Here is a 19112-nt window from a genome sequence, read left to right on the forward strand (position 1 = left end):
GGTTAGTCCTCCGCTCACCTGAAGGGCATGGCAGGAATCCCAGGGATTGCCCGAAAAATATGCATAACGTTCACGGTTAAATTTCTTGTGTGACCCGTTGAGGCACATTCACCCAACAACAGTGAAACAAGGAAAAACCATGAAAGTTCTGAGCCAGCAAGAAGTCTCGCAAGTCAGCGGCGGCGAAAGCCTGATCGACGCGATCCACCGCGCCGAGTACAACTCCTACGGCGTGCCCCTGATCAACGCCGGCATCTTCGCGATCAACCTGTTCTCGACCACGAAGATCCCTTACGTCACCAAAAAAGAAGCGCCCTGAGCCTTCTTGGTGATCTGAAAGGAACCCGCCCGGCGTCAAAGCCCGGCGGGTTTTTTCATGTCAGGCCGCGGCCAGGTTCGTCAGGAACCCCGTGGCGCCCTCGTGCAGGCAACGGGGCTTGTACTGACCAACCCGGCGGGCGATGGCGGCGATGTGGTCCGGCGTGGTGCCGCAGCAGCCGCCTGCCAGGTTCAGGAAACCCGCCTTGGCGAAATCTTCCAGCAGGCCGCCGGTGATCTCGGGCGTCTCGTCGAAGCCCGTGTCGCTCATCGGGTTGGGCAGGCCGGCATTGGGATAGCAACTGACGAAGGTGTCGCCAGCGATCTTGGTCAGCTCTTCGATGTAGGGGCGCATCAGCGCCGCGCCCAGGGCGCAGTTCAGGCCGATGGCCAGTGGGTGCGCGTGCCGCACCGAATTCCAGAAAGCCCCCACCGTCTGGCCCGACAGGATCCGGCCCGAGGCGTCGGTCACGGTGCCGGAGATGATGATGGGCAGGCGCTCGCCGGTGTTCTCGAACAATTCGTCGAGCGCGAAGATGGCGGCCTTGGCGTTGAGCGTGTCGAAGATGGTTTCGACCAGGAAGACGTCGCTGCCGCCTTCCAGCAGAGCCTCGGCCTGCTCGTAATAGGCTTGGCGCAGGGTGTCGAAGCTGACATTGCGCGCGCCGGGGTCGTTCACGTCGGGGCTGATGCTGGCGGTTTTGGGCGTGGGGCCGATGGCGCCCGCCACGAAGCGTGGTTTGTCGGGCGTGCTGTACTTGTCGCAGGCCAGGCGCGCAAGCCGGGCGCCTTCGAGGTTCATCTCGCGCGCCAACTCGGGCAGGTCGTAGTCATCCTGGGCCACGGTGGTGGCACCAAAGGTGTTGGTCTCGATGATGTCGGCGCCGGCGGCCAGGTACTTCTCGTGGATCTCGCTGATCACCCCGGGCTTGGTCAACTGCAGCAGCTCGTTGTTGCCCTTGACGTCCTTGTGGTGGTCCAGGAAGCGCGTGCCGCGGTAGTCGGCCTCGGTCAGCTTGTACTGCTGGATCATGGTGCCCATCGCGCCATCGAGGATGGCGATGCGCTGGCGCATGATCTCGGGCAATTGCGCACCGCGCGTGTAGGGGCGGCGTTCCACGGGCAAGGTGGGCTGGGAGGGGGTGAGGATGGCGCTCATCCCTCTATTGTAGGAACCCTGTCAAATCGGCGCGCTGAAAGGCTCAATCCGGCCGTTCCAGGCGGGTCAAAGGCGCGGGCCGGGGCACGGCTTCGCTGCTGCGCGCCCACAGGGCCATCTGCACGGGCGACATGGGCCGGGCGAACAGGTAACCCTGCAGTTCATCGCAGCCAAACTTCAGCAGGATGTCCTGCTGGTGCGTGGTTTCCACGCCTTCGGCCACGACGTGCAGGCCCAGCGCATGCGACAGGCGCACCGCCGCGTCGACGATGGCCTTGGCGTCCTCGTCGTGCTCCAGCTTCTGCACGAAACTGCGGTCGATCTTGAGCTGGCAGGCCGGCAGCTTGCGCAACTGGCTGAGGTTGGCGTTGCCAGTGCCGAAGTCGTCGATCGACACCTGCACGCCCAGGCGCATGAACTGCTCGAACAGGCGCACGCAGGCGTGGGGGTCGGCCATGGCGGCGTTCTCGGCCACCTCGAACATCAGCCGGTCGGGCGCAAGCTGGTTCGCTTTCAGGGCGCCTTCGATGCGTTCGACCAAGTCGGCCTGACGCACCTGGTGCACCGACAGGTTGATCGCCACCCGCAGGTCCAGGCCCTCCTGATGCCAGGCGCGTTGCTGGCGGCAGACCTCGTCGATCACCCACTGGCCCAGTGGCGCGATGAGGCCGAAACGCTCGGCCACGGGGATGAAGTCGGCGGGCGCCAGCAGGCCTTGCACCGGGTGGCGCCAGCGCAGCAGCGCTTCCACGCCGGTGAGGCGCCCACTGCGGGTGTCCACCTTGGGCTGGTAGTCCAGCGACAGGCCGGCGCCGCCCTGGTCCAGTGCCAGCCGAAGGTCGCGCTGCAGGTCGATCTGCGCTTCGCTGTTGACGGCCATGTGCGACTCGTAGAACACCTGCAGGCCACCACCCGCCCGTTTGGCCACGGCCATGGCGGCATCGGCGTGCGCGATGAGCTTGGCGCGCGGCCCATGGTCCGGGTAGAGCACGATGCCCACGGAGCAGGACAAGGCGATTTCACGTCCCTGCAGGCGCATGGGCTGCGACAAGGATTTGCGCAGGCGGGCGGCCACCACCGCCGCGGCCGAGGCCTCGGGGTTGCCATCGAGCAGCATCAGGAACTGGTCACCACCGAGGCGGGCCACGGTGTCGGTCTGCCGCGCAAGCTGCGCGATGCGGCTGCCCACCTCGCGCAGCAACTCGTCGCCCACGCCATGGCCATAAGAGTCGTTGACGGCCTTGAAGCCATCCAGGTCGATGAAGAGCACACCCAGGCGCCGATGCGCCTCGTCCGCGCGCCTCGCCGCGCCGTCCAGGCGGTCTTCGAACAGCAGGCGGTTGGGCAGGCCGGTCAAGGGATCGTGGTGGCTCAATTCGCCCAGCTTGAGTTCCAGCGGCGACGGGGCCGAAGCAGGCAGCTTGGGCGACCACCATGCCTTGGCGCCGTCCAGCAGGCGCCGCCACCAAGGTGCTGCCACGGTACTCATGCGGGCACCAGGTGGATGGGTGCCAGCGGCACGTTCTGCGACCGCATCCACGTGCGCAGGTCCGCCTCGGCCATGGGCCGGCCCAGCAGGTAGCCTTGCAGCTCATCGCAGGCCAGCTTGACCAGCACCTGGCGCTGCGCCTCGGTTTCCACGCCCTCGGCCACCACGGTCATGCCCAGGGCGTGCGACAGGCGCACCACGGCTTCGACGATGGCTTGCGCATCGGGGCTGTTGTCCAGGTCGCGCACGAAGCTGCGGTCGATCTTGAGCTGGCGCGCGGGCAGGCGGCGCAGGTAGCTGAGGCTGGAATAACCCGTCCCGAAGTCGTCGATCGACAACTTCACACCGATGCGGTCCAGCATGTCGAACACACGCAACGAGGCCTCGATGTCGTCCATGGCCACCGACTCGGTGATCTCCAGGATCAGCATGTCGGCCGGCAGGGCATGGCGCGCCAGGGCCTCGCGGATGCGGACCTCCAGGTCGTGCTCGCGCAATTGGTGGGCCGACAGGTTCACTGCCACGGGAATCTCCAGGCCCGCGTCGAGCCACAGCCGCATGTGGCGGCAGGCCTCGTTCAGCACCCACCGGCCCAGCTCACCGATCAGGCCGAAGCGCTCGGCCACGGGGATGAAATCGGCAGGGCTGACCGGCCCACGCTCCGGATGGGTCCAGCGCAGCAGCGCCTCGACCCCTACCAGGCCACCTTTCACCGCATCCAGCTTGGGCTGGAAGTTCAAGGTCAGTTCACCGCGCTGAAGGGCATAGCGCAGGTCACGCTGCATTTCGACCTGCTTGGCGCCACTGATGTCCATGCCCGGCTCGTGCAGGCAATACACCCCGCCACCAGCCTTGCTCGCGGCCAGCATGGCCTCGTTGGCGTGGCCGATCAGTTGCTCCACCGTGACGCTGTCCGGGTACAGGGCAATGCCGATGGAACAGGTGATGGTGATGTCTTCGCCATTGATGGTGCAAGGTTGCGCCACCGCCAACCCGATGCGGTAGGCCAGTTGCGCCACCGCGTGCTGGTCGGGCATGCCTTGCACCAGCAGCAGGAACTCTTCGCCATCGCCGCGCGCCGGCGCATCGGTACCAGGCACCAGCACCAGCAGGCGCTGGGCCACCTGGCGCAGCAACTGGTCGCCCAGGTCATGGCCATAGGTGTTGACCAGGGCGCGGAAGCCATCCAGGTTGATGCGCATCACGGCCAGTCGGCCAACCGGCGCCTCGCCCGACGCATCCAGCACGCTCAGGAAGTCGCGCAGGTGCTGCTCGAAACCTGGCCGGTTGAGCAGCCCAGTGAGGCGGTCGCGGTGGGCCGCCACGGCCAGGTCGGTGTGCGCCTGCTGGAGCGAGGTCTCCAGCTCGGCATGGCGTTGTCGCAGCCGGGTGTCCAACAGGGTGCACAGCTGTACCCCGATCAACAGCACGCCGCCGATGATGGCCACCAGCCATTCGAGATTGGCGCCCGACAACTGGTCGGCGCTCAGGCAAACGGTGCCCCGCACCACGCCAGCGGATTCGAGCATGAGCACCTGGGCCAGGTGCACCGCGCTGCCCAGCAGCAAGGCCACGGGCACCTGGCGGGACAAGCGGGCCTCGCGCAGCAGCTCCCGCCTCAGCATGATCGACGCGCCCAGGCAGCCCAACAGGATGGCCAGGAAGGCCACGGACAGCAGGCCGAAGTCCCACACCACAGCGGGCTGCAAGACCATGGCCGACACATTGAGGTAGGTGAGGAAGCAAAAACCCAGGCCACCGAGCACGCCGCTCGCGGCCCGCAGCAACACGGGTTGGTGAACCCTGCCGACCGACCAGATGAGGACAGCGCAAATCACCACCGCGGGCAACCAGGCGGCCAGCACCACGGCGGGCAGGTAGCCCACCTGGATGGGCAGCTGGCGGCTCAGGACGCTGATGAAACCTTGCGCCCAGATGCCGGTGCCGACGGTCAGGGCACCGCCGATCCACCAGCCGAGGCCGACCTCGCGGTCCGAGGCCCGCAAGCGGCGAACCACCAGGGTCATGACGTAAATGGCGTAAACCGCCAAGAACCACGCTGCGGTCATTGCAACGCCGTTATGGCGGACGACCAACAGGTCTTGTGGCATCAGCCCTCCGCTGAGACAAAAATCCAGGTTTGACGAAGTCTCTGGATTTGAATTTCGGCGGCGGCAGGCCTAACTTGAATGGCGGTGAGCCTGTTCTGCCTAATGCATCACGACTGGCTGCTGAGCCAACCCGGTGAAACCTTCCAGGTAAGCGTCGAACTCTTCGACGCTGGGCGAGGTTTCGATCAGGGCATCGACGCCCACCTTGAAGCTCTCGGCGAGGGCGCCTTCGATGAAGAGCTCCTTGCGGGCGAACTTGTCCACGATTTCATAGCCACCCCGCGTGAGGGTGCTGACGATGGACGGTGGAACCGGGACTTCATCCGCAGCCAACTCGATCTGAACGACCGCGTAGTTGTCGGAGTTGTAAAGCATTTGCATGGACTGCACTCCAGATTCATGGGCTTGTCTCTCAAGTGAGGACACAGTGGGCCAGCGCAAGCCCATGATGACGTTTCCATCGACAGGAACACCCCCCGACTTGAGTGCTCGCAGATGCTGCAAAGGCAGCCTTGTGGCGGATTGCACGACAAGCGGCACGGCAACCCCCTCAAACACGGGGTCGCGTCAAGCCCCTTCTCCCCATGTTGCGCCGCACCACCCCCGATGGAGGGATATGGCCGCGCCCCATGCCCCTCCTACATTAGGGGCCACACAACAAGCTGTCATCACGTTTGAAGTGGAGTAGAGGAGTAGGCACAAGGGCTTGATCACAGGGCGGTGAGGGAAGGAACGCTTCGCACGCTCACCAAAAAAACACGGACAGGCCCACACAGTTCCATGCCAATCCAGGGATTGCACAGCCCCGCCTTCATGGCGGGGTTTTTTTTGCCCATGGATCAGCCGCCCGTGATGCGGCTGATCGCCGGGAAGTACCAGCCATGGGGCAGGTGCCGAAGCAGCTTGAGCCACCCCGTGAAACGGCGCGGAAAATGAACCTCGAAACGGCCGGCCTGCCAGCCATCGACCATCTCGCGGGCCGCCTGCTCGGGGGTCAGCAAGGCGGGCATGTCGAAATCATTGCCGGCCGTCAGCGCGGTTCGCACGAAGCCTGGGTTCACCACCGACACGCCGACACCCAGCGGGTGCAGGTCCATGTACAGGCACTCGGCCAGGTTGTTGAGCGCGGCCTTGGTCGGCCCATAAGCCAAGGCCTTGGGCAAACCCCGGAACCCCGCCACGCTGGCCACCAGGCTCAGGTGGCCGTTGCCTTGCTCAGTGAGCCAAGGCAAGGTCGCGGCCAGCACATGCAAGGCCCCCACGTAGTTGATCTGTTGGTGGCGCAGGGCTTCACTCAAGTCAAAGGTTTGCGCACGCATGGCTTGGTAGTGGCCTGCGCAATACACCACCATGTCCAGACGCCCCGATGGCAACTGCGCGCGGATGCGCGCAGCCACGTCGCGCACGGCGGCCGCATCGGACACGTCCAGCGCCTCAAAGTCACTGCCCGGATGCGCGGCCACAAAGGCTTTCAGCGCCGGCACATTGCGCGCTGACACGATCACCTTGGCGCCCTTGGCGTGCAGCAGCGCGGCCGTGGCCTGGCCAATGCCGGTCGAGGCCCCGATGAGCCAGACGGTGCGACCTTGCCAAACGGTGATGCGTGGGTTGAGGGCCATGTCAGGCTTCCATCGTCAAGGCTTGTGGAAGGACAAGGTCACTTCACCCAGGTGCAGCCCGAACTTGCTCATGGCAGCCTTGTTGAGCATGGTGTGCTGGTCCATCAAAATCATCCAGTCGTTGAACTGGACGTCGTAAGTCTTGCCATCGACTGGCAGGCGCAAGGTGTAGCGCCATTGCAAGGCGTTGCCGGCGGCGTGGCCCTCGGCCGTGCCCACCACATCATCGGCCTGACCGGTGTAGCGGCCCTGGCCTTGGTCGACGATGCGCCAGACACGGCGCTGCTGGGTGCCATCGCTGTACGAAAAGTCTTCTTCGAGCACGCCTTGGTCACCGTTCCAGCGGCCCACCATCTGCACCGTGAAGCGTTTGACGACGCGGCCGGCGCGGTCGGTGAACATGCCGTGCGCGGTGAGTGGGCCATTGAAGTACTGGCGCAAATCCAGTGGGGGCCGCTGGTCGGCGTAGTCGGCCGGCGTGGGTGCGCTGGCGCAGCCCAGCAGGCTCAGGGCCAGCAGCAGGGCGAGCCAGGATGATCGTGAAGTGAGGCGCATGGTGGTTTCCGTTCGTTCATTCCAGGTTCTGGCGGTGCCACAAGCGCCACCACAAGGCCAGGGCCGACAACTTGAACAGGCAAGGCAAGGCGCCATAAGCCCAGCTCAAAGCCTGCAAGGCCTGCGGATCGCGCGCCCCCGGCCCATAGCCCCACCACTGCAAAGCCGGCAATGCCAAGCCCGCAGCCAGGGCCAGGTTGAGCTTGGTGGCCAACTGCCACCAGCCCGCGTAAGCACCCTCGGATTGGCCAGCATGGCCCGCCCGCTGAATGACACCGGTGAGCAAGGTGCCCGGCACGGTCAGGTCGGCGCCCAAGGCCAGGCCACTGGCCAGGCACACGGCCAGGTAGCCGATGGTGTCCCCCGCCCCCAAGGCCAGCACGCCGATGAAGCCGAGCACATTCAGCCCCATGCCGCAGGCCCAGGCGGTGGAGGGCCCCAAGCGCTTGATCAAGGCCAGCCAGACCGGGACGCTGACCGCGCCCATCACGAAGTAGGCGCCCAGGAACACCGGCGTCCACCCTGGCGCCTGCACACGGTCGTTGATGAAGAACAGCACCAGGGTGGCGGGGATGGCGCTCGCGATGCCATTGAGCATGAACAAGGCCATCAGGCGGCGGAACTCGCGACCACGCCAGGGCAAGGTCAGCGATGGCGCGCCGGCCGAAGACCCTGCGGCGGGCACCCAGGTCTGGCGTGGCACCGGTGCAAAGTGCAACGCCCAGACGCCCAGCGCCAATGCCGTCCACAACACCGCCGTGGCGGCGGCCAGGCCCGCCTGGGTGGCCAACCCGTTGGCCAGCAAGACGCCGACCAGGCCCAGGCCTTCGCGCCAGGCCACCAGGCGCGAGCGCTGCACGGCCGAGCCGCCCAGGCGGCTGCCCCACGATTGGTGAAGGACGCTGGCCAGGCTGAATGCCACAAAGGTGACGGCCAATGCCAGGGCGCACCACCACAGCAAGGGCGTGGTGCCTTGCACGGCGGGAAAGAACAAAGCCGCGAAGCCCGCGCCCAGGCCGAGCGCGGCCCAGGCCAGGACCTTCAAGGCCCGCGGTGGCGACCAATGCGCATCCACCCACCGGCCCAGCACCGGGTCGATCAGGGCATCGAACAAGCGCGTGCCGAGCAGCACCAGTCCGAGCAGCGCCAGTGGCACGCCCAGTTGCGCGTAATGCGCGGGCAGCATCACGTACAGCGGCAGCGCGACGAAGGCCAGGGGCAGGCCCAGCAAACCATAGCGGGCCGACGCGGCGTGGGGCAACGCGGCGTCACGCACCGAGCAGGTCTCGCCGCAAAGCGGGCGCCGAGGTGGCCGGCGACAACCAGATGCCGAAGAACAAAGTGGCGAAGCGTGGGTCCTCGATCACACGGGTGGCCTGGCCATTCAAGAAGAAGCTGGCGCCGACGTTCACCTGGTGGAGGCCGGTCAGGCGGTCACCGCTGCGCACATCGGCAAAAGCCATGCTCATGGCCTGCAACCAGCGCTGGGCCTCGGCATCGCCCAAAGTGACCTGGCGCCTCATTTCATCGATCGATCGCTCGGCGATGTCGCGCGCCTTCAGGCTGCGCGCGTAGACCAGGCTCAGCGCAAAGGGCTGGCTGAACACCCTGCCCGCGTCAAAGCCAGGGGGCACCCACAACTGCGCGTCGTAGACGTGGAATCCGTAATAGCGAAAGCGCGAGTCACCCTGCAGTCTGGCTTGTGCCAGGTTCTGCGCGACCTCCGGGGGCACCGGCAGATCCGGGCGGGCCTTGGCCGCCCAGGCGCCACCCGCATGATTCAGCGCCGCCAGGCCCACGCCCACCGACCCCAGGCGTCGCAAGGCTTGGCGGCGTTCTGAAAGGGCGGTGCGGCTGGCCATGGTCGGTCTCAGGCGTGGCGCAGGGTGTACTGCACGACGTTGGTGTTGCCCATGTCGAAAGCGGCTTCGCAATAGGCCAGGTAAAACTCCCAGATGTGCTGGAAACGCTGGTCAAAGCCCAGGCCCTGCACAGCCTGCAGGTGCTGGGTGAAATCCGCGCGCCAGCGGCGCAGGGTTTCGGCGTAGTCGGGCCCGAAAGCCAGGGACTCGACCACCTCCAGGCCTGCCTTGCGGGCCTCGGCCTTGAAGGCCGCATCGCTGGGCAGCAAGCCCCCCGGGAAGATGTACTGCTGGATGAAGTCGGTGGACTTGAGGTAGCGCTCGAACAGGTCGTCGCGGATGGTGATGGTCTGCAGGCAGGCGCGCCCGCCCGGCTTGAGGCAACGCTTCAAGGTGGCGAAATAGCTGGCCCAGTATTCGTGGCCCACGGCCTCGAACATCTCGATGGAGACGATGGCATCGAAGGGTTCGTCCTGGATGTCGCGGTAGTCCTGCAGACGCAAGTCGGCCTGGTCAGACAGGCCTGCCTTGGCCATGCGTTGTCGCGCCCAATCCAACTGCTCGGACGACAGCGTGACGCCGGTGACATGGGCGCCGCAATCGCGCGCCGCCACTTCGGCCAGGCCACCCCAGCCGCAGCCGATCTCCAGCACGCGCTGGCCCGGCCGGTCGGCGCTCACGCCGGCTTCGCCCAGCGCACGCAGGATCTTGGCGTGCTGGGCTTGCGCCATGGGCCGGTTCATGTCGCCGTCGAACCAGGCGCTTGAATAGCTCATGCTCGGGTCCAGCCACAGGCGGTAGAACTCGTTGCCCAGGTCGTAGTGCGCCTGGATGTTCTTGCGGCTGTTGGCCTTGGAGTTGTGGCGCAGCAGGTGGCGCACGCGGTACAGCAGCCGCCCCCACCAACTGCCGTAGACCGCGCTTTCAATGTGTTCGCGGTTGGCGATCAGCAGCTTGAGCAGCGCGGTCAGGTCGGGGGTGGTCCAGTCGCCCGCGATGTAGCTTTCGGCAAAGCCGATGTCCCCCGACTTCAAGGCGGCGGAACACACCTGCCAGTTGCGCAGGCGCAAGGCCGCGCGCGGCCCTTCACCGCTGTGCTGGCCAAAGTGGGCCGTGCTGCCATCGGGCAACTGCAAGTCCAGGCTGCCGACTTTCAAGCGGGCCAGCAGGCGCAGGGCCACGCGGGCCGAGCCGGGCGCGTCTTGGGGCAAGGGGGCGGCGGTCGAATGCCGCAGGGTGGTCGATCGGTTCATGGTGTGCTCTGGCCATGCGGCCCGGTGACGAGGTCATGGGGTGGGGCGGGTTTGGCGCGCAAGGGCACGCCCTTGACCCATACGCGCAGCGCCTGCCAATGGATGCGCACCACCACCCCCAAAGTCATCAGGGGCCAGCCCCAGAAGGCGCGGCGCGCGCTGCCCGGGGTCAAGGCCTCCAACTGGCCGCTCACGCTGGTCTGCAAGACCGGCCCTTGCGCATCGTCGTGGTCGATGCGCACCACGACGCGGCCGCCATCGGTGCGCATGAAGCGGAAGCGGTAGCAACCTTCCACATCGCAGAAGGGCGAAACATGGAAGACCTTGTCGGCCGTGATCTCGCGGCCCCACGCCAAGCCTTGCCCATGCAGCAGGTAGGCATGGCGCTCACCGAAGGTGTTGTTCACCTCGGCCACCACCGCGGCCAGGTCACCGCCCGCGCGGTGCACGAACCAGAAACTCACCGGCTTGAAGACGTGGCCCAGCACGCGTGGGTAGGTCTGCAACCACACTTCGCCCTGGTCGATCTCGGGGCCGGCGATGCCTTCATCGCGCAGCAAGCCATCCAACCAGGCCAAGGCATCCGCGCCGCCCAGGCCGTGATCGGCATCGTGGAAACTCAGCCAGGACCAGCGGTTGCGCTTCACTTCTTCCACCGCTTGCCGCTTCAAGGCCCGCATGGGCAGCATCCAGAAGTAGCCTGGGTAGGCGAAGGCGTGCCGCACCGGCTTGAGCCGGGTGTGGCGCACCTGGCCAAAGCCGATCAGCGGACGCTGTGCGGGCTGGTTCATGCCCACGCACGCGCCCCTTGCTCAACACCACTCGGCGCCTGGGCCGACACGCCCGCATCACGATCGTCGCGCGCCAGCAACTGCTCGGCCACGCCCTGCCCGGACTTCAGGCCGTCTTCGTGGAAGCCATAGCCCGTCCACGCGCCACAGAACCACAGGCCGCGCTTTCCCTGGATCTCGGGCAGGCGTTTTTGCGCCTGGATGGCCGCCAGGTCGAACACGGGATGCGCGTAGTCGTGGCTGCTCAGCACCTTGTCCGCACGCGGCTCGCGCAACGGGTTCAGCGACACGATCACTGGCGTGCTCCAGGGCAGCGGCTGCAGCCGATTGATCAAGTAGTGCAGGCAAACGCCCTGGTGCTCGGCATCGGGGCTGCCGGCGCGCTCGTAGTTCCAAGCGGCCCAGGCGCGGGGGTTGCGCGGCAGCAGGCTGGTGTCCGTGTGCAGGACCGCGCGGTTGCGGTGGTAGCCCACGGCGCCCAGCAGTTCGCGTTCTTCGAACGTGGCGCCGCCGCCCAGCATCGCCAGGGCCTGGTCACTGTGGCAGGCCAGCACCACCTCGTCGAAACGCTCGGTGCCGGCATCGGTGTGCAGCATCACCCCACCCAGTCCGCCCTCACCCAGCACGGTCAAGCCGCGCACGGGGGTGGACAGGCGGGCATCGGCCAACCGGCCCACCAGGCGGTTCACGTACTGGCGAGAACCGCCCTGCACGGTGTACCACTGCGGCCGGTTCGTCACCTGCAAGAGGCCGTGGTTGTGGCAAAAGCGGATCAGGGTGGCCATGGGAAAGCGCAGCATCTGCTCGGTCGGGCACGACCAGATGCACGCGATCATGGGCAGCAGGTAGCCTTCTCGGAAGGCCGCCCCGAAGCGGTGTGACCGCAGGAAATCGCTGATGGGCTGGGCCAGCTCGGCGTCCTCGCCGCGCACGGCCAGGGCCGTGGCCAGGCGATTGAAGCGCACCAAGTCAGCCAACATGCGCCAAAACGACGGCGATGCCAGGTTGCGCCGCTGTGCGAACACCGTGTCCAGCGAAGACCCGCACCACTCCAACCCTGGCCGAAGCCCCGACAAACCGCGCGCCGCCTGCGGCACCTGCACCGAAAACGACATGTCCGATGTCGCCCGGGCCACCCCCAGCGCATCGAGCAAACCCAGCAGTTGCGGATAGGTGCGCTCGTTCATCACCAGGAAACCAGTGTCCACGCCGTGCGTGATGCGCTTTCCCGAGGGGTCCGCCAAGGTCACGTCCACCGTGTGGGCGTGACCGCCGAAGCGCTCATCGGCTTCGAACAAGGTCACGTGACGGTCGCCGGCCGCCGCGCTCAAGCGTGCGGCAGCGCCCAGACCGGCCACCCCAGAACCCACCACCGCAATGCGTTTCATTGGCTTTGCCCCTGTGGCCGGCGCTGTGCGACCTCAAATAATTACTGACTAGTTCATATCGTAACTCATTGGTAATTATTTTGCAGCCAGCAGTTTTTCCACTTCCGCCACCAAGTCACGGTCGTCTGGCGTGGTGAGGCTGCTATAGGCGGTGACCGTCTTGCCATCGCGGGCGATCAAGTACTTGTAGAAGTTCCACTTGGGCGTGGTGCCCGTGATCTTGATCAGGCTGGCGTGCAGGGGGTTGACCTCGTCGCCGCGCACATGGCTCTTGCCGAACATCGGGAACTTGACGCCATAGGTGTTCTCGCAGAAGTCGGCGATCTGCTTGGCGTTGCCCGGGTCCTGGTTGCCGAAATCGTTCGACGGAAAGCCCAGCACCACCAGGCCCTTGTCCTTGTACTTGGCGTACAGCGCTTCCAGGCCCTTGAACTGTGGCGTGAAACCACAGTAGCTGGCGGTGTTCACCACCAGCAGCACCTTGCCAGAGTATTGGCACAACGATTGCTGCTTCTCATCCTGCAGCCTCGGAAAGGTCTGGTTCAACAAGGCAGGGCACGCGGCATCGGCCGCCCTCGCCAAACCTGGGGCACCCCAGGCCAGGCAAACCGCTGCCAACGTCAGCGACCAATGGGAACGAAACACAGCCATGGGAAACCTCTCAAATGAAGGGGCCCCATCACACCACAAAGCCATGGCGCCGTCCGCGTTGCAGCCACTTTGTCAAATTTGTCGGGTAGTCTGTTTGGAGTATTTGGAGAACCACCATGCTTTACCCCGAACTCTTCAAGCAACTCGAATCGGTCCGCTGGAACATGGACACGGACATCCCCTGGGACCAGTTCGACGCCAGCCAGCTGTCCGACGAACAGGCCCAGACCATCAAGATGAACGCGATCACGGAGTGGGCCGCCTTGCCCGCCACCGAGATGTTCCTGCGCGACAACCGCGATGACAGCGACTTCTCCGCCTTCATGAGCGTGTGGTTCTTCGAAGAGCAAAAGCATTCGCTGGTGCTGATGGAATACCTGCGCCGCTTCCGCCCCGAACTGGCGCCCACCGAAGAAGAACTGCACGAGATCCGCTTCGACTTCGACCCCGCCCCCGCGCTCGAAACCCTGATGCTGCACTTCTGCGGCGAGATCCGGCTCAACCACTGGTACCGCCGTGCGGCCGAGTGGCACACCGAGCCCGTCATCAAGGCCATCTACGAAACCCTGGCCAAGGACGAAGCCCGCCACGGCGGCGCTTACCTTCGTTACATGAAGCGGGCCATCACCAAGTTCGGCGATGAAGCCAAGGCCGCCTTCGCCAAGGTGGGCGTGCTGATGGCCAGCGCCCGCCGCACCGCGCAAGCCCTGCATCCCACCAATCTGCACGTCAGCACCAAACTGTTCCCGCGCGACACCATCCAGTCCCGCCTGCCCGATCCGCAATGGCTTGAGCACTGGCTCGACCGCCAGATCAACTTCGACGCGGTGTGGGAAACCAAGGTCGTGGACCGCATCCTGCACAACATGAGCCTGATCATGGGCCGCAGCTTCGCCAGCGTTCAAGAGCTCAACCGTTTCCGAAAAGAAATGCTGAAAGGCGTGCCTGGGGCCGCTTGAGGCTTGAAACCATCCCCCAAACGCGGGGCGATTTGTGCATTACCCCTTGGGGTCCGTGCGGACAAGGGATCGACACGGCGAGGACTGGTCTTCACAATCGGCCATTGTTCACGTTGTCGATGTCTGGAGTCCGTCTGATGATTGATCTGCGTTCTTTGCCGGTGGCCGCCCTGGTGTCCGGTCTGTTTTGCCTGACCACGCTCCCCGCGCACGCCCAGTCCGCCCCGGCCTCGGTTGAAGAGCAATACCGCGAAGGCCTTTACCTGCGCGAAACGGGCCGCCCCTACAGCGCCATCGAAACGCTGGAAACCATCCTTGCCGGCAACCCCACGCTGAACCGCGCTCGGCTCGAAGTGGCCGTGGCCTACTACCGCACCCTGAATTTCGCCAAGGCCCGGGCCCAGGCGCAAGCCGTGCTGGACGACCCCAACACCCCGGACGCCGTGCGCCTGTCGGTGCTGTCCTTCATCAAGCAGATCGAACTCGACGAGGCCGCCGCCTTCGGCCGCCCCCACAAGCTGGATTACAACCTGTCGGTCGGCGCGGTGTACGACAGCAACGTCAACGCCGGCCCCGACAACGCCGTGCTGCCTGGCGGCCTGCTGCTGGCGCCCGGCTCCACCGCACGGGCCGATGGCGGTTATGCCTTGCAGGCTGGCGTGACCCACAGCTGGTTGTCGCCCACCCCGGTGCGCTCCGGCGAATCAACCGGCCGCTTTGGCTGGAACAGCCAGCTCGGCGTCTATTACAAAGGCTACGGCCGGCTCAGCGAATACAACCTGGGCGTGCTCACCGCCGCCACGGGCCCCGCGCTCATCATGGGCAAGAACTGGCGCGGCAACCTCAACTTCCAGGCCGACCGCCTGACCCTGGGCGACCGCAAGCTGGCCCTGTACACCTCGTTCTCGCCCTCTGCCACCTGGCGCCTGAACTCGGGCGACGAATTCACGGCCGATGCCCAGCTGGCCTACCGCAACTTCGCCCAGCCCGGAGACCAGGGCCGCGACAGCCACTACAGCTCTGGCGGCTTCAGCTATGGCGGCCTGTTCAACCGCAACCGCCTGACCCTGCAGGCCGGCGCGCGCATGTTCGACGAAGAGGCCATGGAAGACCGCTACAGCAACAACGGCTACGAAGTCTTCTTCGGTGGCCGCCAGAACGTCTGGGATGGCGGCGACCTCTTCGGCCGCGCGGCCTGGCGCCACAGCGGCTACATCGGGGTCGAGCCTTTCTATGGCGTGGCCCGACGCGAAGACGAATACCGCCTCGAGTTCGGCGCCAGCCAGCAATTCAAAACGGGTTGGCTGGACAAGTGGCAAGGCTCGGCCACGGTCACCATCATTCAGAACCAGGCCAACCTGGCCTTGTATGAATACAACCGCAACCTGGTGCAAATCACCTTGGGCCGCAGTTACTGAAGCAAGGAAGTTCTCACCATGAAGCACCACCCTCCTCTCAAAGCCCTCGCTCTGGCCGTGGCCGCCTTGTTGCTGCAAGCCCAGGCGCAGGCCGCCCCCACCGAAGCCCAGCTCAACGGCGTCAAGGTGTATGGCGATGTCACCATCGCCCAGGACTCGGTCACCAGCTGGGGCCCCTGGACTGAATTCGAACCACCGGCCGCCGGCAATCCGCCCCTGGCGCAACTCCCGACCACGGCCGACCTGTACCGCACCTTGCCGCAGGCCACCACGCCTGGCAACGGCGGGGGAACCACGCCACCAGAGGTTCCGCCCGCACTCAGCCTGGTCGGCTTTGGCGGTTACTACGCGCTGTTCAGAGGCGGCGAATCGGGTGAAGACCTGACCACCGATGGGCCGCACCCCATCAACGTGACCGGCACCCAGACCACCGCCTCCACAGGCGGCACCTTCCTGCCCGACGCCTTCGTGCTTCAGGTGTCCCCCATCACGGGCGAGTACCCGCCGCCCACTTCGATGGCCTTGATCCTGGACCCGGAAAGGGGCATCTACACCTCGTCGTTGACCCCCACGGAGTCCGGCGAAACGCTGTTCGCGCTGGTGAACAACCCGGACGCACCCGTCGATGCGCAGGCCAATCAGGTGAGCTTCTACCAACTGGTGTCCTACATCGGCGCGCCGGAAGGTGGTGCATCGCCCCAGGTCGTCTCTCACCTGGGCGTGATCGGTTACGCCACCCCTGAATTCGACATGGCCGCCCTGAAGCGCGGCAACGTCAGTGCCACGTATGCAGGGCACTCGCTCACCAATGGCAGCGCGTTCGTTCCCATGACCATGGACGTGAATTTCGGCACCAGCACCTGGAACGCCACGTTCAACGGTGGCGCCAACTCCACGGTCAACGTGGGTGACGTTGCCAAGACCGCCGTGGGCTTCTCGGTCCAAGGTGGCGTGATCAACGGCTCGTCGTTCACCACCACGGGCGCCAGCACCTTCTCAGCCACCGATGCCGGCAGCGTTGCTGGCCGGGTCAATGGCTCGTTCTATGGCCCGCAAGCGGCGGCCGTTGGCGGCGCCTACGACGTGACCAAGAACGGGGTTCGGTATGTGGACCCGTTCATTGGTGTGAAGCAACCCGCCACCACACCCACGCCTAGCCAACCCACAGGCGTTAAGACGAATTAAAAGACCGTCTTTCGAAGATCAGACCAAGCCGGGCAATTGCCCGGCTTTTTTCATGTCGGCCAGAAAGACCGACTTACCAACGATTTGGTATCCGTTCGTTTAGCTGTGGATTGCAAAAGACTGCGGTAGATTTCCACACAGTTCGAAAAATCAAATCAGGGTAGGTTTGTCATGCGGTCCACAATCGTCACGAGGGCGGAAGGCGTAGAAGCGCCTGGCTCCATTCCTGCCAATGCCCAGCCCTGGCCGGCCCTTTGTTTGCTGGCCCGCCTGCACCACATCGCGGCCGATCCAGACACCCTGATGCACGAGCGGGGCCTGAGCGCGAACACCCCCGCCAGTGACGACGAGTTGCTGGGCGCGGCCAAGCAGTTGGGCCTGAAGGCCAAGATCAGCCGCACCCCGGCCGAACGCCTGTCCCTGGCCCCCTTGCCCGCCCTGGCCAAACTGGTGAACACCGAAGGTGGTGAACGCTGGGTGCTGCTGGCCCAATGCGATGGCCAGCGCGTGCTGTTCCAAGCCCCTTCGGCCGACGGCGGCGGGCGCCCCACCATCGAGCCCATCGACACCTTCCTCCAGCAATGGGCCCCCACAGGCACTGGCCAGTTGCTGCTGGCCACCAGCCGCGCCAGCCTGGCGGGCGACCTGGCCAAGTTCGACTTCACCTGGTTCATCCCCAGCCTGGTCAAGTACCGCAAGCTGCTGGGCGAAGTGCTCACGGTCTCCTTGTTCCTGCAATTGTTCGCCCTCATCAGCCCCCTGTTCTTTCAGGTGGTGATGGACAAGGTGCTGGTGCACAAAGGCTTGAGCACGCTCGATGTGCTGGTCATGGGCCTGGTCGTGGTCGTGCTGTTCGAGAGCCTGCTCACGGGCTTGCGTGCCTACGTGTTCAGCCACACCACCAGCCGCATCGACGTCGAGCTCGGCTCGCGCTTGTTCAAGCACCTGCTGCGCCTGCCCCTGGCCTACTTCCAGGCTCGCCGCGTGGGCGATTCGGTGGCCCGCGTGCGCGAACTGGAAAACATTCGCAGCTTCCTCACCGGGCAGGCCCTGACCCTGGTGCTGGACGTGGTCTTCTCCATCCTGTTCATCGCGGTCATGTTCCTGTACAGCGTGCCGCTCACGCTCATCGTGCTGATCAGCCTGCCGCTGTACTCGGCCCTGATCCTGAGCATCGTGCCGGTGCTGCGCGGCCGCCTGAACGAGAAGTTCGCACGCGGCGCCGAGAACCAGTCCCTGCTGGTCGAGACCATCACCGGCATCCAGACGGTCAAGGCCAATGCCCTGGAGCCCGCCATGGCCCGCCGCTGGGACAACCAGCTGGCCGGCTACGTCTCGGCCAGCTTCAAGACGCAGAATCTGGCCACCTGGGCCCACGAAGGCATCAACCTGATCGGCAAGCTGGTCAACGCCGCCACGCTCTGGTACGGCGCCAAGCTGGTCATGGACCACGAGCTGTCGGTGGGCCAGTTCGTGGCCTTCAACATGTTCGCGGGCCGGGTGTCGCAGCCCATCATGCGCATGGCGCAGATGTGGACTGATTTCCAGCAAACCGGCATCTCCATGCAGCGCCTGGGCGACATCCTCGACACCCGCACCGAAGTGCCCCCCAGCACGACCGCGCAACTGCCGCCCATCAAAGGCCGCATCACGCTGGACCAGGTCACCTTCCGCTACCGCCCCGAGGCCGCCCCCGTGCTGCAGAACGTGGGCCTGGACGTGCGCCCCGGCGAGGTCATCGGCATCATCGGCCGCAGCGGCTCGGGCAAGAGCACCCTGACCAAGCTGGTGCAGCGCCTGTACGTGCCCGAACAGGGCCGCGTGCTGATCGACGGCATCGACATCAGCCTGGTCGATGCCGCGCAGCTGCGCCGCCAGATCGGCGTGGTGCTGCAGGACAACTTTTTGTTCAACCGCAGCGTGCGCGAGAACATCGCCATCGCCGACCCGGCCGCGCCCATCGAGGCCGTGGTCCAGGCCGCCCGCATGGCCGGCGCCCACGACTTCATCAGCGAGCTGCCCGAGGGCTACGACACAGTGGTGGGCGAGCAAGGCGCGTCCCTCAGTGGCGGCCAGCGCCAGCGCGTGGCCATCGCCCGGGCGCTGTTCACCAACCCCCGCGTGCTGATCTTCGACGAAGCCACCTCGGCACTCGACTACGAGTCGGAGGCCATCATCCAGCGCAACATGGCCAGCATCTGCAAGGGCCGCACCGTCGTGATCATCGCCCACCGCCTGAGCGCCGTGCGCCACGCCCACCGCATCATCGCCATGGAGCGCGGCCGCATCGTCGAGGCCGGCACGCACGACGACCTCGTCAAGCGACCCAAGGGGCTGTACGCCTACCTGTGGAC

General features: G+C 65.6%; 17 protein-coding genes. 5 read left to right on the top strand and 12 right to left on the bottom strand.

The features are described 5' to 3' along the window. Positions 1 to 139 precede the first annotated feature (139 nt). Positions 140 to 319: a hypothetical protein gene (locus ACREB4_RS19595; RefSeq protein ID WP_431589930.1), complete on the top strand. Its 180-nt coding sequence runs from the start codon at positions 140 to 142 to the stop codon at positions 317 to 319. A 60-nt stretch (positions 320 to 379) separates the two neighbouring features. On the opposite strand, the gene ACREB4_RS19600 is transcribed toward ACREB4_RS19595, so the two are convergent. The 12 genes from ACREB4_RS19600 to ACREB4_RS19655 all read right to left on the bottom strand — a co-directional run bounded on the left by ACREB4_RS19600 (position 380) and on the right by ACREB4_RS19655 (position 13196). Next, the gene (locus tag ACREB4_RS19600) at positions 380 to 1468 is read right to left on the bottom strand and encodes a homocysteine S-methyltransferase family protein (RefSeq protein WP_431589946.1); all 1089 of its coding nucleotides are present in this window, start codon (positions 1466 to 1468) and stop codon (positions 380 to 382) included. Positions 1469 to 1520: 52 nt separating this feature from the next. Then, positions 1521 to 2966, bottom strand: a complete 1446-nt coding sequence (locus tag ACREB4_RS19605) for a putative bifunctional diguanylate cyclase/phosphodiesterase (RefSeq protein WP_431589931.1) — start codon at positions 2964 to 2966, stop codon at positions 1521 to 1523. Next, positions 2963 to 5035, bottom strand: coding sequence for a putative bifunctional diguanylate cyclase/phosphodiesterase (locus tag ACREB4_RS19610; protein WP_431589932.1), 2073 nt, complete (start codon positions 5033 to 5035; stop codon positions 2963 to 2965). Before ACREB4_RS19610 ends, ACREB4_RS19605 begins: the two co-directional genes overlap by 4 nt. 141 nt (positions 5036 to 5176) lie before the next feature. Next, on the bottom strand, positions 5177 to 5458 hold the full coding sequence (locus tag ACREB4_RS19615) for a DUF3567 domain-containing protein (RefSeq protein ID WP_431589933.1): 282 nt from the start codon (positions 5456 to 5458) through the stop codon (positions 5177 to 5179). A gap of 458 nt (positions 5459 to 5916) precedes the next feature. Then, positions 5917 to 6696, bottom strand: coding sequence for an SDR family NAD(P)-dependent oxidoreductase (locus ACREB4_RS19620; protein WP_431589934.1), 780 nt, complete (start codon positions 6694 to 6696; stop codon positions 5917 to 5919). 15 nt (positions 6697 to 6711) lie between these two features. After that, positions 6712 to 7251: a DUF3833 domain-containing protein gene (locus tag ACREB4_RS19625; protein WP_431589935.1), complete on the bottom strand. Its 540-nt coding sequence runs from the start codon at positions 7249 to 7251 to the stop codon at positions 6712 to 6714. Between the two features lie 16 nt (positions 7252 to 7267). Further along, entirely contained in the window at positions 7268 to 8527 is a 1260-nt protein-coding gene (locus ACREB4_RS19630) for an MFS transporter (protein ID WP_431589936.1), read from the bottom strand. After that, complete coding sequence (locus ACREB4_RS19635) at positions 8520 to 9113, bottom strand: chalcone isomerase family protein (RefSeq protein WP_431589937.1); 594 nt, start codon at positions 9111 to 9113, stop codon at positions 8520 to 8522. Before ACREB4_RS19635 ends, ACREB4_RS19630 begins: the two co-directional genes overlap by 8 nt. An 8-nt stretch (positions 9114 to 9121) precedes the next feature. Further along, on the bottom strand, positions 9122 to 10366 hold the full coding sequence (locus tag ACREB4_RS19640; RefSeq protein ID WP_431589938.1) for a class I SAM-dependent methyltransferase: 1245 nt from the start codon (positions 10364 to 10366) through the stop codon (positions 9122 to 9124). Beyond that, on the bottom strand, positions 10363 to 11157 hold the full coding sequence (locus ACREB4_RS19645; RefSeq protein WP_431589939.1) for a DUF1365 domain-containing protein: 795 nt from the start codon (positions 11155 to 11157) through the stop codon (positions 10363 to 10365). The genes ACREB4_RS19640 and ACREB4_RS19645 overlap by 4 nt, the downstream gene beginning before the upstream one ends. Next, positions 11154 to 12545, bottom strand: coding sequence for an NAD(P)/FAD-dependent oxidoreductase (locus tag ACREB4_RS19650; RefSeq protein WP_431589940.1), 1392 nt, complete (start codon positions 12543 to 12545; stop codon positions 11154 to 11156). Before ACREB4_RS19650 ends, ACREB4_RS19645 begins: the two co-directional genes overlap by 4 nt. 75 nt (positions 12546 to 12620) lie before the next feature. After that, positions 12621 to 13196: a glutathione peroxidase gene (locus ACREB4_RS19655; RefSeq protein WP_431589941.1), complete on the bottom strand. Its 576-nt coding sequence runs from the start codon at positions 13194 to 13196 to the stop codon at positions 12621 to 12623. Positions 13197 to 13312: 116 nt separating this feature from the next. On the opposite strand from ACREB4_RS19655, the gene ACREB4_RS19660 reads away from it, so the two are divergent. The 4 genes from ACREB4_RS19660 to ACREB4_RS19675 form a co-directional block, all read left to right on the top strand. Beyond that, positions 13313 to 14155 carry a ferritin-like domain-containing protein gene (locus tag ACREB4_RS19660; RefSeq protein WP_431589942.1) on the top strand — a complete coding sequence of 281 codons (843 nt, stop codon included), beginning with the start codon at positions 13313 to 13315 and terminating at the stop codon, positions 14153 to 14155. A gap of 137 nt (positions 14156 to 14292) precedes the next feature. Continuing rightward, positions 14293 to 15573, top strand: a complete 1281-nt coding sequence (locus ACREB4_RS19665) for a tetratricopeptide repeat protein (protein WP_431589943.1) — start codon at positions 14293 to 14295, stop codon at positions 15571 to 15573. Positions 15574 to 15591: 18 nt separating this feature from the next. Continuing rightward, a complete protein-coding gene (locus tag ACREB4_RS19670) occupies positions 15592 to 16758 on the top strand; it encodes a transferrin-binding protein-like solute binding protein (RefSeq protein WP_431589944.1) in 1167 nt (388 codons plus the stop codon). A 171-nt stretch (positions 16759 to 16929) separates the two neighbouring features. Continuing rightward, on the top strand, positions 16930 to 19112 hold a 2183-nt coding region (locus ACREB4_RS19675), incomplete at its 3' end, for a type I secretion system permease/ATPase (RefSeq protein WP_431589945.1).

Source organism: Aquabacterium sp. (genome assembly GCF_050725395.1).
In the GTDB taxonomy this organism is placed as follows: domain Bacteria; phylum Pseudomonadota; class Gammaproteobacteria; order Burkholderiales; family Burkholderiaceae_C; genus Aquabacterium.

Bases quoted from the DNA above. Each gene is read 5' to 3' on its own strand.
- ACREB4_RS19595 (WP_431589930.1), top strand. From the start codon at position 140: ATGAAAGTTCTGAGCCAGCAAGAAGTCTCGCAAGTCAGCGGCGGCGAA.
- ACREB4_RS19605 (WP_431589931.1), bottom strand. From the start codon at position 2,966: ATGAGTACCGTGGCAGCACCTTGGTGGCGGCGCCTGCTGGACGGCGCC.
- ACREB4_RS19610 (WP_431589932.1), bottom strand. From the start codon at position 5,035: ATGACCGCAGCGTGGTTCTTGGCGGTTTACGCCATTTACGTCATGACC.
- ACREB4_RS19615 (WP_431589933.1), bottom strand. From the start codon at position 5,458: ATGCAAATGCTTTACAACTCCGACAACTACGCGGTCGTTCAGATCGAG.
- ACREB4_RS19620 (WP_431589934.1), bottom strand. From the start codon at position 6,696: ATGGCCCTCAACCCACGCATCACCGTTTGGCAAGGTCGCACCGTCTGG.
- ACREB4_RS19625 (WP_431589935.1), bottom strand. From the start codon at position 7,251: ATGCGCCTCACTTCACGATCATCCTGGCTCGCCCTGCTGCTGGCCCTG.
- ACREB4_RS19635 (WP_431589937.1), bottom strand. From the start codon at position 9,113: ATGGCCAGCCGCACCGCCCTTTCAGAACGCCGCCAAGCCTTGCGACGC.
- ACREB4_RS19640 (WP_431589938.1), bottom strand. From the start codon at position 10,366: ATGAACCGATCGACCACCCTGCGGCATTCGACCGCCGCCCCCTTGCCC.
- ACREB4_RS19645 (WP_431589939.1), bottom strand. From the start codon at position 11,157: ATGAACCAGCCCGCACAGCGTCCGCTGATCGGCTTTGGCCAGGTGCGC.
- ACREB4_RS19650 (WP_431589940.1), bottom strand. From the start codon at position 12,545: ATGAAACGCATTGCGGTGGTGGGTTCTGGGGTGGCCGGTCTGGGCGCT.
- ACREB4_RS19655 (WP_431589941.1), bottom strand. From the start codon at position 13,196: ATGGCTGTGTTTCGTTCCCATTGGTCGCTGACGTTGGCAGCGGTTTGC.
- ACREB4_RS19660 (WP_431589942.1), top strand. From the start codon at position 13,313: ATGCTTTACCCCGAACTCTTCAAGCAACTCGAATCGGTCCGCTGGAAC.
- ACREB4_RS19665 (WP_431589943.1), top strand. From the start codon at position 14,293: ATGATTGATCTGCGTTCTTTGCCGGTGGCCGCCCTGGTGTCCGGTCTG.
- ACREB4_RS19670 (WP_431589944.1), top strand. From the start codon at position 15,592: ATGAAGCACCACCCTCCTCTCAAAGCCCTCGCTCTGGCCGTGGCCGCC.